Origin of the sequence: Roseomonas sp. KE0001 (assembly GCF_016107285.1) — a bacterium.
Taxonomy (GTDB): domain Bacteria; phylum Pseudomonadota; class Alphaproteobacteria; order Acetobacterales; family Acetobacteraceae; genus Pseudoroseomonas.
In genome coordinates, this window is record NZ_RCVQ01000002.1 from 322739 (window position 1) to 339147 (window position 16409).

The 16409-nt window shown below is 73.8% G+C and carries 13 protein-coding genes; 2 read left to right on the forward strand and 11 right to left on the reverse strand.

Annotated elements, in window-relative coordinates; genetic code table 11:
• Positions 1–32: 32 nt before the first annotated feature.
• The 5 genes from D9598_RS05075 to ileS are packed head-to-tail and all read right to left on the reverse strand — an operon-like array spanning position 33 to position 6781.
• Positions 33–1319, reverse strand: coding sequence for a pitrilysin family protein (locus tag D9598_RS05075; protein ID WP_198365310.1), 1287 nt, complete (start codon positions 1317–1319; stop codon positions 33–35).
• Positions 1316–2752, reverse strand: a complete 1437-nt coding sequence (locus tag D9598_RS05080; RefSeq protein ID WP_198365311.1) for a pitrilysin family protein — start codon at positions 2750–2752, stop codon at positions 1316–1318. The genes D9598_RS05075 and D9598_RS05080 overlap by 4 nt, the downstream gene beginning before the upstream one ends.
• Positions 2753–2781: 29 nt before the next feature.
• On the reverse strand, positions 2782–3354 hold the full coding sequence (locus D9598_RS05085; protein ID WP_198365312.1) for a DUF3035 domain-containing protein: 573 nt from the start codon (positions 3352–3354) through the stop codon (positions 2782–2784).
• Positions 3351–3848, reverse strand: a complete 498-nt coding sequence (lspA, locus tag D9598_RS05090) for a signal peptidase II (RefSeq protein WP_198365313.1) — start codon at positions 3846–3848, stop codon at positions 3351–3353. Before lspA ends, D9598_RS05085 begins: the two co-directional genes overlap by 4 nt.
• Positions 3845–6781, reverse strand: coding sequence for an isoleucine--tRNA ligase (ileS, locus tag D9598_RS05095; protein WP_198365314.1), 2937 nt, complete (start codon positions 6779–6781; stop codon positions 3845–3847). The genes lspA and ileS overlap by 4 nt, the downstream gene beginning before the upstream one ends.
• 299 nt (positions 6782–7080) lie before the next feature.
• Between ileS and D9598_RS05100 the strand changes: the two genes are divergently transcribed.
• Positions 7081–8022 carry an alpha/beta hydrolase gene (locus D9598_RS05100; protein ID WP_198365315.1) on the forward strand — a complete coding sequence of 314 codons (942 nt, stop codon included), beginning with the start codon at positions 7081–7083 and terminating at the stop codon, positions 8020–8022.
• A 33-nt stretch (positions 8023–8055) separates the two neighbouring features.
• On the opposite strand, the gene D9598_RS05105 is transcribed toward D9598_RS05100, so the two are convergent.
• The 3 genes from D9598_RS05105 to D9598_RS05115 form a co-directional block, all read right to left on the reverse strand.
• On the reverse strand, positions 8056–8952 hold the full coding sequence (locus D9598_RS05105) for an alpha/beta fold hydrolase (RefSeq protein WP_198365316.1): 897 nt from the start codon (positions 8950–8952) through the stop codon (positions 8056–8058).
• Between the two features lie 68 nt (positions 8953–9020).
• Entirely contained in the window at positions 9021–9965 is a 945-nt protein-coding gene (locus D9598_RS05110; RefSeq protein WP_198365317.1) for a bifunctional riboflavin kinase/FAD synthetase, read from the reverse strand.
• A gap of 19 nt (positions 9966–9984) precedes the next feature.
• A complete protein-coding gene (locus D9598_RS05115; protein ID WP_198365318.1) occupies positions 9985–10572 on the reverse strand; it encodes a TIGR00730 family Rossman fold protein in 588 nt (195 codons plus the stop codon).
• A 152-nt stretch (positions 10573–10724) separates the two neighbouring features.
• Between D9598_RS05115 and D9598_RS05120 the strand changes: the two genes are divergently transcribed.
• Positions 10725–11858 carry a M20 family metallopeptidase gene (locus tag D9598_RS05120; RefSeq protein ID WP_198365319.1) on the forward strand — a complete coding sequence of 378 codons (1134 nt, stop codon included), beginning with the start codon at positions 10725–10727 and terminating at the stop codon, positions 11856–11858.
• A gap of 75 nt (positions 11859–11933) precedes the next feature.
• On the opposite strand, the gene D9598_RS05125 is transcribed toward D9598_RS05120, so the two are convergent.
• Genes D9598_RS05125 through D9598_RS05135 form a run of 3 tightly spaced genes read right to left on the reverse strand, consistent with a single transcriptional unit; the run spans position 11934 to position 16403 of the window.
• The gene (locus tag D9598_RS05125; RefSeq protein WP_198365320.1) at positions 11934–13010 is read right to left on the reverse strand and encodes a siderophore-interacting protein; all 1077 of its coding nucleotides are present in this window, start codon (positions 13008–13010) and stop codon (positions 11934–11936) included.
• A 34-nt stretch (positions 13011–13044) separates the two neighbouring features.
• Entirely contained in the window at positions 13045–14187 is a 1143-nt protein-coding gene (locus tag D9598_RS05130) for an ABC transporter substrate-binding protein (protein ID WP_198365321.1), read from the reverse strand.
• A complete protein-coding gene (locus D9598_RS05135) occupies positions 14184–16403 on the reverse strand; it encodes a TonB-dependent siderophore receptor (protein ID WP_198365322.1) in 2220 nt (739 codons plus the stop codon). Before D9598_RS05135 ends, D9598_RS05130 begins: the two co-directional genes overlap by 4 nt.
• Positions 16404–16409 lie beyond the last annotated feature (6 nt).

The window sequence follows — 16409 nt, forward strand, 5'->3', positions numbered from 1 at the left end:
AAAGACTAGATGAGCGACGGCCGGGAGGGCCCTCAGAGCCCTTCCGGCTGGCCCGCCACGGTCACGGACAGCGCCCCGGGCTGCAGCAGCCGCCCGGCCAGCTTCGCCGCGTGGTCGCGGGAGATGGCGGCCAGCCGCTCGGGCCGGCGGGCCAGCCAGTCCAGCGGCCGGCCGTTGCGGCGCATGGCCAGCAGGGTGGCGGCGATGCGCCGGCTGTCGGTGAACTGCAACGGCTGGCTGCCGGTCATGAAGGCGATGGCCTCCTCCATCTCCGCCGCCGTGGGGCCGTCCTCCGCCATGCGGCGCCACTCGGCGCGCAGCACGGTGAGCAGCTCGCCCACCCGGGCATTGGCGGTGGAGCAGGAGCCGACCAGCACGCCCTGGCCGAGGATCGGGTCCAGCCCGGCGCCGATGCCATAGGTCAGGCCGCGCTCCTCGCGGATGCTGCGGGTCAGGCGCGCGGTGAAGCCGCCGCCGGAGAGGATGCGCAGCAGCACCTGCGCCGCTTCCCAGTCGGCGTCGCGCACCGGCAGACCGGGCTGACCGAAGAGGATGGCCGATTGCGGCGCCGCCACCGGCACCACCTGGGTGCCGAAGCGGGCGAAGTCCGGCAGGGGCGGCGGCGGCTCGGAGCGGCCCGGGGGCAGGGCGCCCAGCAGCTGCGGCAGCAGCGCGGCCAGCTCCGTGGCCGTGATGGCGCCGGAGGCGGCGATCAGCAGGCCGGCCTCGCCCTGGCCCTGGTGCAGGTGGCGCGCCAGGGCCGCCCGCATCTGCTCGACGGTGAGCCGCGCCAGGCTCTCCTCGGTGCCGCCGGCGGGGCGGCCGGCCGGGTGGCCGGGAAAGCCGGCGGCCCAGAAGGCGCGCGAGGCGCGGCCACGTGGCCCCTCCAGCGCCTGCCGCGCCCCGGCGATCGCCCGGGCCCGCAGGCGGGAGACCGCCTCCTCCTCGAAGCGCGGCGCCGTCATGGCCAGCCGCGCCAGCCGGACCGCCTCGGGCAGCGCCGGCTTGAGGGCGCGCAGGCTGCCCTCGAAGGTGTCGCGGTCGGCGCTGAAGCCGAGGCCGATCGCCTCGTCCTGCAGCGCATCGGCGAAATCGGCGGCGGAGAGGTCCCCGGCGCCCTCGGTCATCAGGGCGGCGGCGAGGCGGGCGCAGCCCTCCTGGCCCTCGGGGTCCAGCGCGGCGCCGCCGGGCCAGGACCAGGCCAGGCTGACCACCGGCACCGAATGGTCCTCGGCCAGCCAGGCGGTGAAGCCGCCGCCCTCGACCACCTGGATCGGTAGGGAGAAGCCGGCGGCGGGCGCGGCGGAGGCGCCGCTCATGCCGCGCCCTCCGGCAGCAGCCAGCCGGTCATCGAGGGTCGCGAGAGCACGGCGCGCGCCGCCGCCTCCACCTGCGGCGGGGTGACGGCGCGGATGCGCGCCGGCCAGAATTCGACGCTCTCCAGCGGCAGCCCGTTGGCCAGCGCACCGCCCAGGATGCGGGGCGCTGCGCCGAGGCTGTCCAGCGCCAGCAGCACGCCGGCGGTGAGCTGGCGGATCGAGCGCGCCACCTCGGCCTCGGTCACGCCACCGTCGAGCAGCCGGGCGACCTCGGCCGCCACGGCGCCTTCCAGCGCGGCGGTCGTGGTCTCGCGGCGCGGGGTGGCGAAGATCTCCAGGCTGCCCGTGCCGATGGCGTCGCCGTCATAGGCGCAGCCGGCGGAGACGGCGAGGCCGCTCTGCACCAGCGCCTTGTGCAGCCGCGAGCCCTGACCGCCGCCCAGCAGATGCGCCAGCACCTCCAGCGGGTGCACATGCTCGGCCGGCGCGCCGCCCTGGGTCTGCCCCTGGGTCTGCCCCTGGGACTGCCCTTGGGGCTGGCTCGGCGCCACCCAGCCGCGCAGGAAGGCGGCCTCCTGCAGGGTCGCCTCGCGCTGCACCAGCCGGTCGCGCAGCGGCGAGCCGGGCGCCGGGGCGCGATCGCGGGCGGCCTTGTCATGGGGCGCGGGGCGGGAGGGGATGGCGCCGTAATGCTGCTCGGCCATGCGCGCCACCGCCTCGCGCGACACCGCGCCGGTGACCAGCAGGGTGGCATTGGCCGGCACGTAGTAGCGGCCGAAGAAGTCCAGCATGTCGTCGCGGCTCAGCGCGGCGATATCCTCGGGCCAGCCGATCAGCGGCCGGCCCCGCCAGTGCTGGCGGCCCCAGAAGGCGGCGTCCCAGGTCTCCCGGAAGCGGCCGCGCGGCGTGCTCTCGGTGCGCTGGCGCCGCTCCTCCTGCACCACCTGCCGCTCCGGCTCGATCTCGTCGGCGGGGAAGAGGGCGGCGGCCATGCGGTCGGCCTCCATGCCGGCCACGAGGTCGAGCCGGCCGGCCTCGACATGCTGGTGATAGGCCGTGACGTCGCGGGAGGTGAAGGCGTTGTCCTGCCCGCCCTCGCGCGCCACCAGGCGCGAGAAGGCGCCGGAGGGCACGTTCGGGCTGCCCTTGAACATCATGTGCTCGAGGAAGTGGGCGAGGCCGGAGCGGCCGGCCGGGTCCTCGCCGGCGCCGGCGCTGTAGAAGACGTAATGCGCGACAACGGGCGCGCGCCGGTTCTCCGCATGCACCACGGTCAGGCCGTTGGGCAGCGTCCAGAGGCTGGCGCCGAAGAGCGGGCGCTCGCCGGCCGGCGGCGCGGCGGCGGGGGCGGCCGCGCGCGCCGGCGGCAGCACGGCGAGCGCGGGCAGGGCGGCGGCGGCGGACAGCGCCGCGCGGCGGGTGAGGGCGGACATCGCGTCCTCACATGGGGCTTCGGGCGGGTTCAGAACAGCCCCGAGAACAGGCCCGTCCGGCGCCGCTGGATGATGGCGGTCTCGCCCTCCTCCGGACTGCGGCCGAGGGCGGCGTTCTCCCGCAGGCGCTGCGCCTCGCGCTGCGGATCGACGACGGTGCCGGGCGGCGGCGCGTCCTTCCAGAACATCAGCCGGTCCACCACGCTGCGGTCGGGCTGGTCGAGCCGGAGGCTTTCCTCGTCGACCCGCCGGCGGATGTCGGGCGTGCTTCCGCCGGTGCCGGCCTGGGCCAGCAGCGCGCTCTCGCCGGAGGAGGGCGCGGCGGCGGCGCCGACGCCGAAGGAGGCGCCGGGCGCCACGGTCGCCTCGCCGGCCTCGCGGCCACGCAGCTCCTGCGGGCGCGGCACGCCGGGGCGGGGCTGCGGCAGGTCGCCCAGGCTCGGCGGCAGGGAGAGCGGCGCGCGGGTCACGACACTGAACTCGTCCGGCGCGTCCCGGGTGAAGCCCAGGGTGCGCGAGGTGTCGGAGCCGCAGCCGGCGAGCAGCAGGCCGCAGGCCAGGGCGGTGCCGGAGAGAGCGGCACGGGTGGAGAGCTGCCTCATGGCGTTTCCTTAGCGGTCCGGCCGGGCCGGAACAAGGCATCGGCGATCAGTGCCGCCACGCCCAGGACGATGGCGGCATCGGCGACGTTGAAGACATACCAGTGGAAGCTGCCAATCCGGAAATCGGCGAAGTCCACCACCGCGCCGAAGCGCAGCCGGTCGATGACATTGCCGATGGCGCCGCCGATGATGCCGCCCAGCGCCAGCGCGCTCAGCCGGTTCTCGGCCCGTGCCAGCCAGCGCAGCAGCAGCGCGACCACGGCCAGCGCCAGCACCGCGAGGCCGATCCGGTGCCAGGGGCTGTCCCCGGCCAGCAGGCCGAAGGTGACGCCGCGGTTCCAGACCATGGTGAGGTCGAAGCCGACCGCGCCGAGATCGACGAGCCGCACCTGGAAGCGTTCCGGCAGGCGGAGCACCTCCAGGATCCACCACTTGCTGATCTGGTCCGCCGCCAGGATGCCGGCGGCGAAGGGCAGGCCGAGCTTGAGGCTCATGCGGCGGCTTCGACCACCGCCTCGCAGCGGCGGCAGAGGGTGGGATGGGCGGCGGACTGGCCGACCTCGGGCAGCACCTTCCAGCAGCGCTCGCACTTCCCGCCCGGGGCGAGGGCGAATTCGGTGGCCGCGCCGGCCACGCCCTCGACCGTGAAGGCCGCCTCGGGCGGCGGAGCGGCGCTCAGCATCAGGTCGGAGGTGATGCAGAGCTCGGCCCAGGCGGCCGGCGGCAGCAGCTCGATCTCGGCCGGGGCGAGGTGCAGCGTCGGCGCCGCCTGCAGCGAGGAGCCGATGGTGCCGGCGCCGCGCGCCTTCTCCAGCGCCCCCGTGACGCTGCGGCGGATCTCCCGCAGCCGCTGCCACTTCGCCGCCAGGACGTCATCCCGCCAGGCCGCCGGCAGCACCGGGAAGTCCCGCAGATGGACGGAATCCGTCTCGGAGGGGAAGCGGGCGAGCCAGGCCTCCTCGGCGGTGAAGGGCATCACCGGGGCGAGCCAGGCGGTCAGGCAGCGGTGCAGCGCGTCCAGCACCGTGCGGGCGGCGCGGCGGCGGTGGCTGTCGCGCGCGTCGCAATAGAGGCTGTCCTTGCGGATGTCGAAATAGAAGGCCGAGAGGTCCGTCGCGCAGAAGCCGTGGATCTCGGGATAGACGCCGTTCCAGTCGTAATCCGCGGCGGCCTTGCGCAGCCGCGCGTCCAGCTCGGTCAGCCGGTGCAGCACCCAGCGCTCCAGCTCGGGGAGCTGGTCGTGCGGCAGGATCTCGCTTTCCTCGAAGCCGTCGAGATTGCCGAGCAGCCAGCGCAGCGTGTTGCGGATGCGGCGGTAGAGCTCCGCCTGCTGGCCGAGGATGGTCTTGCCGATGCGCAGGTCGTCCGCGGTGTCGGAATTCATCACCCAGAGGCGCAGGATGTCGGCGCCGTACTGCTGCGTCACCTCCTGCGGCGCGGTGACGTTGCCGAGCGACTTCGACATCTTCCGCCCGCCCTCGTCGAGCACGAAGCCGTGCGTCAGGATGGCCTTGAAGGGGGCGAAGCCATTGGTGCCGATGCTCTCCAGCAGGGAGGAGTGGAACCAGCCGCGATGCTGGTCCGAGCCCTCCAGGTAGAGATCGGCCGGCACCGGCAGGCCGCGGTCGCGCAGCACGAAGGCGTGGGTCGAGCCGGATTCGAACCAGACATCGACGATGTCCATCACCTGCTCGTAATCATCCGGGTCGCGGAGTTCGCCCCCGCCGGCTGAGCCGGCCTCTCCGTTTCCGCCGGTTGAGCCGGCCTCGCCATTCAGGAAGCGGGCGGCGGCGCCGGGCCTGTACCAGGCATCCGCCCCTTCCTCGGCGAAGGCGGCGCAGATGCGGTCCAGCACCGCCTGGTCGCGCAGCACCGCGCCGGTCTTCTTCTCGACGAAGACGGCGATCGGCACGCCCCAGGCGCGCTGGCGGCTGATGCACCAGTCCGGCCGCGCCGCCACCATGGAGCCGATGCGGTTGCGCCCCATGTCGGGCACGAAGCGGGTGTTGGCGATGGCCTCCAGCGCCTTGGCGCGGATCTGGTTGCCATCGTCCATGGCGATGAACCATTGCGGCGTGGCGCGGAAGATGACCGGCTTCTTCGAGCGCCAGCTGTGCGGGTAGCTGTGGGTGACGAAGCCCTTGCCGGCCAGGTGCCCTGTCTCGGTCAGCGCCGCCCAGACCGGCTCATGCGCCTTGAACACATGGATGCCGGTGAAGCCCGGCGCCTGCACCGTGTAGGTGCCGTCATCGGCGACGCATTCCGGCACGCCGATGCCATGCGCGCGGGTCAGGCGGAAATCGTCCTCGCCATGCGCCGGCGCCATGTGCACGAGGCCGGTGCCGGCCTCGGTGGTGACGAAATCGCCCTCCAGCAGCGGCACGTCGAACCGGTAGCCGCCCTGGGCACCGCTCCAGTCGCGCAGCGGATGCGCGGCGATGGCGCCGGCCAGTTCCGTGCCCTTGAGGACGCGCTTCACGGAGAAGGCGGCGAGGCCCACTTCCTTGGCGAAGGCGCCGATCAGCGCCTCGGCCACGATGAAGCGCTGGCCGGGGCGGACCAGCGCCACGCCCTCCGCCACGGCATCGACGACCAGCAGCGCGTAGTCGATCTCCCCGCCATAGGCCAGCGCCCGGTTGGCCGGGATGGTCCAGGGCGTCGTCGTCCAGATCACCGCCTCGGCGCCGACCAGATCCTCCGCGCCGGCCTTCAGGATCGGGAAGCCGGTGTAGAGGATGGCGGACTTGTGGTCGTGGTACTCGACCTCGGCCTCGGCCAGCGCGGTCTTCTCGACCGGGCTCCACATCACCGGGCGCAGGCCGCGATAGAGCGAGCCGTTCATCAGAAACTTGCCGATCTCGCCTGCGATGGCGGCCTCGGAGGGGAAGTCCATCGTCGCGTAGCGCCCGGCCCAGTCGCCGGCGACGCCGAGGCGCCTGAACTCCTCCCGCTGCACGTCCAGCCAGTGGGCGGCATAGGCGCGGCACTCGGCGCGGAACTCCAGCACCGGCACGGCGTCCTTGTCCCGCCCGCCCTGATACTTGCCGCGGGGGTTGCGGTACTCCTCCTCGACCTTCCACTCGATCGGCAGGCCGTGGCAGTCCCAGCCGGGGATGTAGTCGGCATCCTTGCCGCTCATCTGGGCGGCGCGGTTGATGACGTCCTTCAGGATCTTGTTCAGCGCGTGGCCGATATGGAGCGCGCCGTTCGCGTAGGGCGGGCCGTCATGCAGGACGAACTTCTCCCGCCCCGCCGATTGCTTCCGCAGCCGGTCCCACAGCCCGATCCGTTCCCACCGCTCCAGCCAGCCGGGCTCGCGCTTCGGCAGGTCCCCCTTCATCGGGAAGGGCGTGCGGGGCAGGAAGACGGTGCCACGGTAGTCGCGGGCGCCGCCAGCGGCGGAGGGGTCGGCAGGCACGTCGGTCATCGCTGTTCGTCCAGGCCGCCCGGCGGGAGGGATGAGGGGCGGCGTCAGCCAGGAGAGGGGAAGGATGCGTCTGCGGACCCGGCCCTCCGGCGGAGGACCGGGCAGCTAATTCGCGGCCCTGCCATGGGCCACCCGGAGCGGAACGGCGTGCCAGACATAGGCGGGTTTTGCGGCGCGGCGCGCCGGGGGTCAAGGACGGCGCGCCGTGCTCCGACGCGCCGTCCTTGGCGACACCGATTTAATTAAAAATTGAGACTTTCATCGATTATTGTGCCATTCCCCCCGATGGAGTGGCCAAAATGGGCTTCCTTGGACGAGCCTTCCCCCTGTTCCGGACCGCCTGCCTGTTCGCCGGGCTCAGCCTGTCCAGCGGCTGCGCCGCGCCTGAGCTGATGGCGGGTTTCACCGAACCGCAGCCGGTGGTGGTGGAACGCGATGTCGTTTTCCAGCCGGGAGAGACGGGCCGGCTCGATGTCTACCGGCCCTCTCGCGCGGTCGGTGGGCTGCCGGTGATTGTTTTCTTCCACGGCGGGTTCTGGCAGTTCGGTAGCAACCAAGAGTTGCAGAACCAGGTCGTTGCCCAGGAACTCGCGAAGCGCGGCGCGGTCGTGATGGTCCCGGGCTACCGGCTCTATCCCGCCGCCACCTTCCCGGGCTTCCTGGAGGATGGCGCGGCCGCCCTGGCCTGGGCGCGGGACCACGCCGCCACCTATGGCGGCGACCCCGACAACCTCTATGTGGCGGGCCATTCGGCGGGCGCCTATATCGCCGTCATGCTGGCGGCCGATGGCCGCTACCTCGCGGCGCGCGGCCTGGACCACCGGAGGCTCGGCGGCGCCATCGGCATCGCCGGCCCCTATGGCGAATGGTTCCTGGACCATCCGACGGTGGCGCCCGTCTTCGCCGGCATTCCGGCCGCGCAGGCGCTGCCGGAGCCCTTCCTGGGGCCGGACACGCCCCCGCTCCTGCTGGTGAGCGGCAGCTGGGACGTCTTTACCCGGCCCGGCGACACCCGGCACCTGGCCGAGGTGGCCCGCGCGCGGGGCGGGCGGGCCGAGGCCATCCTCTACCCGATGATCGGCCACCTCGACATCATGATGTCGCTGCCCTGGCTGCCCAGCTTCGCGCCCCTGTCGAGCGACATGGCGCGCTTCATCCAGGCCAGGAGCGAACAGCGCCTGGCGGCCCGGCAGTCTCCCCGGCAGTCTCCCCTGCGGCTGACCGCGCTGCCCGCGCCCTGAGAGCCCGCCGCCCGGCTCAGCCATCCCCCCGGTTCAGCCACCGCCGGGCGGGCGCAGATCCAGGACGGCGCGGGCGAAGGCCTCCGGCGCCTCCTGGGGGAGGTTGTGGCCGATGCCGGGCAGGGTGCGGTGCGTGTAAGAGCCGGTGAAGCGCGCGGCGTCCCCGCCGCTGCCGCCGGGCCGGGAGACACCGTCGCTGCCGCCGTCCAGGCTGATGCTCGGCACGCCGATGGGCGGCTGCGCCGCCAACCGTTGCTCGATCGCCTCCAGCGCCGGGTCGCCCGCCGCCAGCCCGTGGCGGTGGCGGTAGGAGTGCACCACCACCGCCACGAAGTCCGGATTGTCGAAGGCGGCGGCGCTGCGCTGGAAGGTCTCCTCGGTGAAGCGCCAGTCCGGCGACCAGAGGCGCCACAGTAGCCGGCAGAACTCCTGCCGGTGCGCCGCCAGCCCGGCCGCGCCCCGCGCCCCGTGCAGGTAGTACTGGTACCAGTGGCGGTGCTCCCGCTCCGGCGCCGCCGGCACGCCGGCCGCGGCGATGTCCTGGATGTTGTAGCCGTCGCCGGTGACCAGCCCGGCGCAACGCTCCGGCCAGAGCGCCGCGACGACGCAGGCGGCGCGGCCGCCCCAGTCATAGCCCGCCAGCACGGCGCGCGGGATCGCCAGCGCGTCCATCAGCGCCAGGAGATCCGCCCCCAGCGCCCCCTGCTGCCCGGAGCGCGGCGTGTCGAGCGAGAGGAAGCGCGTCGGCCCATAGCCGCGCAGCCAGGGGATGACGACCCGCGCGCCCTCGGCGGCGAGGCGGGAAGCCACCGCGTCATAGGCATGCACGTCGTAGGGAAAGCCGTGCAGCAGGATGACCGGCCAGCCGCCGGCCTCGCCCTGCTCGCGGTAGGCGACGCGCAGCGCCCCGGCCTCGATCTGCTTCAGCATGGTTGGATTCCTCCCGCCCCGATGTGGGGGGCGGGCACGGCGCGGGGGAGGGGGCGCCCCGACCGGCCTCATCCCAGCAGCCGCCGCGCCTCCGCCGCATCCGCCGCGATCTGCGCCGTCAGCTCCGCCAGCCCGGCGAACCGGCGCTCCGGACGCAGGAAGTGCAGCAGCCGCACGCCGATCTCCTGGCCGTAGAGGTCACCGGTGAAATCGAAGAGATGCGCCTCCACCCGGCTTTCCGTCCCGCCCACGGTCGGCCGCTGGCCGATATTGGCCACGCCCTTCACCAGGGTGCCGTCGGCCAGCTCCGCCTCGATGGCATAGACGCCGCGCGCCGGCTCCAGGTGCCGCCCCAGCGGCACGTTGGCCGTGGGGAAGCCGATGGTCCGCCCGCGCTTGTCGCCATGGCTGACCGGGCCACGGATCTCCCAGGGCCGGCCCAGCGCCTCGGCCGCCCGCTCGGGATAGCCGTCCTGCAGGGCGCGGCGGATGCGCGAGGAGGAGATGGGGCCGGCGGCGTCGGCGACCGGCGGCACCACGGTCAGGCCGATGCCGAGCCGCTCGGCCTGCGCCGCCAGGAAGGCGACGTCGCCGCCGCGCCGGTGGCCGAAGGCGAAGTCGGCGCCGCAGGCGAGGTGCCGGGCGCCGAGCGCGCCATGCAGCACCTCGGTGACGAAGGCCTCGGCCGGGAGCGCGGCCAAGGCGGCGTCGAAGGCCAGGGCGACGACGACATCCGCGCCCGCCGCGCGCAGCGCCGCCGCCTTGGCCGGGGCGAGGGTCAGGCGGAAGGGCGGGTCGTCGGGGCGGAAATGCTCGCGCGGATGCGGCTCGAAGGTCAGCGCGGCGAGCGTCAGCTCCGGCCGTCCGGCATGGGCGGCGCGCAGCACGGCGCGGTGGCCGAGATGCACGCCGTCGAAATTGCCCAGGGCCAGCGTGGCGCCGCGCGCCGCGGGCGGCACCGCCTGCCAGGAGAGGCCCGGGATGGCGTTCGGGTCCGGCGGGTCCTGGCTCATCGGCCGGCGCCGTGGCGGCTCATCGCTGCGCCTTCTCGACCCATTTCTCGACCTCCACCGGGGCGAAATCCTCCAGCGCCGCCAGCGCCTGCTCCGGCGTGCCGGCCAGCGCCGCCAGGGCGCGGTGCTTGGGGTGCAGAAAGCCCTCCGTCACCATGTGGTCGAAGACCGTGCCCAGGCGGCCCCAGTAGCCGGCGGTGTCGAGGAAGACGAGGCCCTTGGCGTGGATGCCGAGCTGGGTCCAGGTGAAGGCCTCCACCGCCTCCTCCAGCGTGCCGATGCCGCCGGGCAGCACGACGAAGCCGTCCGACAGGTCGGCCATCATCGCCTTGCGCTCATGCATGGTGCCGACCACCCGCAGGTCGGTGATGGCGCCATGGCCGACCTCGCGGCGCATCAGCGTCTCGGGGATGATGCCGATGACCTCGGCGCCCGCCTTCATCGCCGCATCCGCGACGATGCCCATCAGCCCGACATGCCCGCCGCCATAGACCAGCCCCTGGCCGCGTGCCGCGATGGCCTGGCCGAGGGCCCGCGCGGCCGCCGCGTAGGCCGGGTTGTTGCCGGGGTTGGACCCGCAGAAGACACAGACACGCTTGATGGCCATCGGGGAACCCCAGCTCGATCGTGGCGCCGGGCGGGGCGGGCCCGAAGGCGGGGCCACCCACCCGGCCCTGCGGGCTTAACGCCGGGTGCCCGGATGGACAAGCGATCCGCACGGGGAGACAACCCGGCCGGATCGAGCACAGAGGAGTCGCCATGCCCGCCACCCCCATCGGCACGAGCGAACAGCTCCTGGAGGAGCTGCGCGGCTGGGTCGAGACCGAGACGCCGACCACCGACGCCGCCGCCATCAACCGCCTGCTGGACAGGGCCGAGGCCGGGCTGGCCGCCGTCGGCGCCGTGCTGGAGCGCATCCCCGGCACCGAGGGCCGCGGCGACCATCTGGTGGCCCGGACGCCGGGCGAGGGCAGGCCCGTGCTCGTCGCCGGCCATCTCGACACCGTCTGGGACCACGGCACGCTGGAGAGGACGATCCCCTTCCGCGTCGAGGGCGAGAAGTGCTTCGGTCCCGGCATCTACGACATGAAGGCCGGCAGCTTCTTCGCCTTCCATTCCGTGCGCGAGATCCTGCGGCACGGCACGCGGACCCGCAGCCCGATCACCCTGCTGCTGACCTCGGACGAGGAGGTGGGCAGCGGCACCAGCCGGGCGCTGATCGAGCGCGAGGCGGCCGGCGCCTGCGCCGTGCTGATCCCCGAGCCGGCGGGCGGGACGCAGAAGGCCTGTGTCACGGCGCGCAAGGGCACCGGGCGCTTCACCATCCAGGTCGAGGGCCGCAGCGCCCATGCGGGCGGCAACTGGCAGGAGGGCGCCAGCGCGGTGGTGACGCTGGCGCGGCTGATCGGCCAGATCCATGCGCTGGTGGACCTGCCGGGCGGCACGACGACGAATGTGGCGCCGATCTGGGGCGGCACGCGGCCCAACGTCATTCCCAACAAGGCCGGCTGCGAGGTGGATTTCCGCGTCGCCACGCTGGAGGACGCGGCGCGGGTCGAGGCGGCGGTGATGGCCATGGCCGGGCCGCAGCCGGAGGGGACCAGCGTCGTGATCACCGGCGGGCTGAACCGGCCGCCGATGGTCGAGGGGCCGGGCAACCTGGCGCTCTACGAGCAGGCCCGGGCGATCGCCGCGCGGCTCGGCTACGACCTGCCGAAGCAGCACCGCGGCGGCGGCTCGGACGGCAATTTCACCGCCGCCATGGGCATTCCGACGCTGGACGGGCTGGGCTGCTCCGGCGCGGGGGCGCATGCGGAGTTCGAGCACATCCTCTGGCGCGAGCTGGCGCCGCGCTGCGGCACGCTGTGCGAACTGCTGGAGACGCTGGGCTGAGGCCGGGCTCCGGGAGAGGCGGCGCCGCCCCTCCCGCGCCGGGGTCGCCTCGGGGCCGCCTCGGGGCCGCCCCCGTCAGTGGCCGCCCTCCGCCACCCCCTGCCGCCAGTAGCCGGCGGCCCGGAACTGGCCCGCCGGAAGGCCGCAGGCCTCGCTGAAATGCTGGCGCAGCTGGCGGGCGGTCTCCGCCTCGCAGGCGACCCAGGCGGAACGCCCGGCCTCGCCCGCCGGCCAGGACAGGGCGCGCACCGCGTCCAGCAGCGGCGCGCCATGGGGTGCGCCGTCGCGCAACAGCCAGCGCACCGCCATGCCCGGCGGCGGCGACAGCGTCTGCCGCTCGGCGGCATCGGCCACCTCGATCAACACCTGGCCGCGGGCGTCGCGCGGCATCTGCTCCAGGGCGCGGGCGATGGCGGGCAGGGCGGTCTCGTCGCCGCCCACCAGGGTCCAGCCCCGCACCGGGATATGGCCGCCGCCCGGGCCGGAGAGGCCGAGCCAGTCGCCCGGCTCCGCCCGCAAGGCGAAGCGCGAGCCCGGGCTGCCATCGCCATGCACGACGAAGTCGATCTCCATCTCGCCGGCGGCGGCATCGATGCGGCGGATGGTGTAGGTGCGCCGCGTCAGGTCGCGGCCGGCGAAGTCGGGCTGCCCGGCGGGGGTGAGGCCGGGCCAGCGCGGCTCGGCGCCGTCCGGGGCGCGCCGGCCCGGGATATAGATCTTGAGGTGCATCGCCTCGGCGTCGAAGCGGGCGAGATCGTCGCCGCGCAGGGTCAGGCGGCGCATGCGCGGCGTGACCGCGGCCACCCGCAGCACGCGGGCGGTGCGGAAGTTCGCCGGCCGTGCGTCGGCGCGCGGCGCGGCGGCGCTGGCCCAGGCGATGCCGAGCCGCTCCCCCGGCGCGAATTCGTCGAGATGGCCGGCGACGACGCCCTGCGCCTCGGCCAGCGCCGCGACGCTCTCGGCCTCCAGGCGCAGCGCGAGGCCGTCGGCCGCGGTCGTCACCCGCGCCTCGCCACCGGGGAAGGCAATGCGGTAATCCTCTTCGGGCCCGACGATGGGCCGGCCGTGCTCCAGCATGTGCCGGCGGAAGGCGGCGGCGAGGCGGGCGGGACTGGCGGTGCGGGCCTGCGCGGTGGCGGTGACGCGGGTCATCGGAGGTGCCTCCTTCGGCATCGGGCCGGCGGCATCAGGGCCGGCTCATGGACGGGCCGGCGGGCAGGTCGGCCCAGTAGGTTCCGGCCATCGGGATGGCCAGGAAATCCCGGTTGAGCGCCGCCAGGGTGGCGGCGGGATCGAGGTCGGCGCAGCGGTCGGGATGCAGCCAGCGGGCCAGCAGCTCCAGCATCACCACATGCGCGGGCGTGTCGTTGAAGCCGTGCCAAACGGCATGCGCCCGGCCCCGGCGCACCGCCGGCAGCAGGTCGAGCCGGTCGCGGCGCAGCGTGTCGGCCAGGGCGGCGCTCGCCGCCCCGGGCGTGACGCCCGGGCCGAGCGGGATGCCGCCGCGGCCGCCATAGGGGCCGCCGGTCGCGACATAGAGGCGGGGATCGGCGGCCACCACCTGCTCGAAGGACAGGGTGCCGATGGTGCCGGGCAGCAGCGCGGCGCCGATGCTGCGCCCGCCGCAGAAACGGATCATCGAATCATGGGCGCCGCGGCCGGGGGAATCGCAGCAGGGCCGGCCGCCGGCATGGGCGTGCAGGAACACGGAGGGGGCCTCCGCGCCGGCGACGCGCGCGGCGATGGCGGCGAGGCGTTCGCCGTAGAAGACCTCGAAGGCCGCCGCCCGGTCCTCCCGCCCCAGGATCCGGCCGAGCAGGGCGAGGCTCGGCCGCGTGTTGCGCATCGGGTCCTGGAAGAAGTCGATGACGATGACGGGAATGCCGAGCGCGGTGACGCGGTCGGCGAGGCCGCTGGCGACGGCGGAGAGGCCGGCGACCAGCACCTCCGGCCGCGCCGCCAGCAGCGTCTCCAGCGCCAGGTCCTGCGACTGCCCGCGCCGCAGCAGCGGGATGTCGTCCACCCGCGGGAAGCGCTCCCGCACCATGGCGTAGTCGGGCGGGTTCATCCGACGCAGGTCATCGCCCCAGCCGACGATGAGGGAGACCGGATCGGGGTGCAGCAGGCCCATGGCGAGGACATGCCGCGCCTCGGTCAGCGCGATGCGCCGAGCGGTGCCGGGAAGGGTGACGCCGCGCCCCGCGATATCCGTCAGCGGCGCTGCCGCAGCCCCGGCGCGTAGCGGCGGCGCCGGCACGGCCAGGGAGGAGAGGAGGGCCGGCAGGGCGCCCAGCAGGCGCCGCCGCCCGGCCGTCCCGCCGCCGCTCACCAGCGGGCGCGCAGCGAGCCCAGCACCATCCGGCCCGTGCCGTAGTAGCAGGCGGTGATGCTGCTGCAGCTGGCCACGTAGTCCTTGTCGGCGAGGTTCTGCGCGTTCACCGCCAGCTCGACGCCGGCCAGCTTCTCGAAGCGGGCGCCCAGCTCGTAGCGGATGGCGGCATCGAACAGCGTCACCGACGGCACCTTGAAGGTGTTGGTGTCGTTGCCGTAGGTCTCGCCGATGTAGCGCACGCCGCCGCCGAGGCTCAGGCCGCGCAGCGGGCCCTCGTGGAAGGCATAGTTGGCCCAGCCGGAAGCCATGTGGTGCGGCACCTGCGGCACCCGGTTGCCCTCGACGCCGACGACGTTCGACTTGGTGATCTCGGTGTCGAGATAGGCGTAGCTGCCGAGCAGGTCGAGGCTGTCGGTCAGGCTGGCGCGGCCCTCCAGCTCGATGCCGCGCGAGCGGATCTCGCCCTGCGCGACGCTGTAGTTCGTGTAGACCGCGTCACGGGTCAGCACATTGTCCTGCGTGATGTGGAAGGCGGCGAGCTGGACGAAGCTGTTCATGCCCGGCGGCTGGTACTTCACGCCGACCTCGTACTGCTCGCCCGTGGTGGGCGCGAAGTTGCCGCCGCCGCGCTGCGGCGCCTGAGTGCCGGTATTCGGCAGGAAGGAGGTCGAGTAGCTGGCATAGGGCGCCAGGCCGTTGTCGAAGAGGTAGAGGCCGCCGACGCGCCAGGTCAGCTCGTCATCCCACTGCGAGGTCTGCGCCGTGTTGGCGCCGCTCGCCAGATGCGTCGTCGTGCCGATGCTGGCGGTGTCGTAGCGCAGGCCGACATTGAACCGCCAGCGGCCGAGCGCGATCTGGTCCTGCGCGTAGAAGCCGAGCTGGTCCAGTTCCTGGTTGGTCAGGTCGGCCGGGCCGGAGAGGATGGGCGGGATGTTCCGGTAGTAGACCGGCGCGAAGAGGTCGAGGCTCGGCACGTCGACGCTGATGGTGGTCAGCCGCGCGCGCGCCGAGGTGCGCTGCCAGTCGACGCCGAAGAGCGCCGTGTGCTGCACCGGGCCGGTGGTGAAGGTCGCCTGCGCCTGGTTGTCCAGCGCGTAGGAATTGGCGTGGTCCGAGGCGTAGGTGGCGCGGCGGCTGCCGGTGCGGCCGTTGGCGGCGATGGAGCCGATGGAGAGGACGTTGAACTCCGCGTCGATATGCGAGTAGCGGAAGTTCTGGCGCACCGTCCAGACATTGTCGAAGCGGTGCTCGAACTGGTAGCCGATCGAGGCCTGGGTGCGGTCGAAGCGGTCGTAGTTCGGATCGCCGCCGAAGAAGCCGCGGCGCTGCTGGCCATAGGGGCTGGGCAGCACCGAGCCGACGGCGGGGACGAAGTTGTAGAAGCCGCTCTTCGGATCCTTCTGGTAGGAGGCGAGCAGCGTGAAGGTGGTGTTGTCGTCCGGGCGCCACATCAGCGCGGGCGCGATGGCGATGCGCTGCTCCTCGGCGAAGTCGTACTGCGTGTCGGCGATGCGGGCGATGCCGGTCAGGCGGTAGGCGAAGGTGCCGTCCTCGGTCAGCGGGCCGCCGAAGTCGAAGGCGGTCTGCATCAGCGCGTTGCTGCCGGCCTCGATGCGGACCTCATGGATCGGCGTGGTGGTCGGGCGGCGGCTGACCAGGTTCACCAGGCCGCCGACGCCGGTCTGGCCGTAGAGCACCGAGGCCGGGCCGCGCAGCACCTCGATCCTCTCCAGCAGCCAGGGGTCGGTGTTCGGCACGCCGTAGTAGAGGCCGCGGCCCTGGCGCAGGCCATCGAGAAAGTTGACGAAGGCGGCGCCGGTGCCCTGCCCGCCGAAGCCGCGCACGAAGACGCTGTCATAGCGCGCGGCGGGCCGCACCTCGGCCAGCACGCCGGCGGTGTAGCGCAGGGCCTGGGAGACGCTGAGCGCCGCCTGGTCGTCGATCTGGTCGCGGGTGACGACGCCGACCGACTGCGGCGCCTCGATCAGCGGCGTGTCGGTCTTGGAGCCGGTGGTGGTGAGTGGCGCGACATAGCCCGGCGCATGCTCCCAGGCGCGCCAGGCGGTGGCCTGGACATTGACCTCCGGCAGGGTGACGCTGCCCTCGGTGATGGGCGCCGCGGCGGGGGCGGGTGCCTCCTGCGCCAGCGTGGCGGTGGGCAGGACCGCGGCGGTCGCGAGGAGGAGGGAGCGCAGCGGAGACAAGCGAGCCATGCCAGA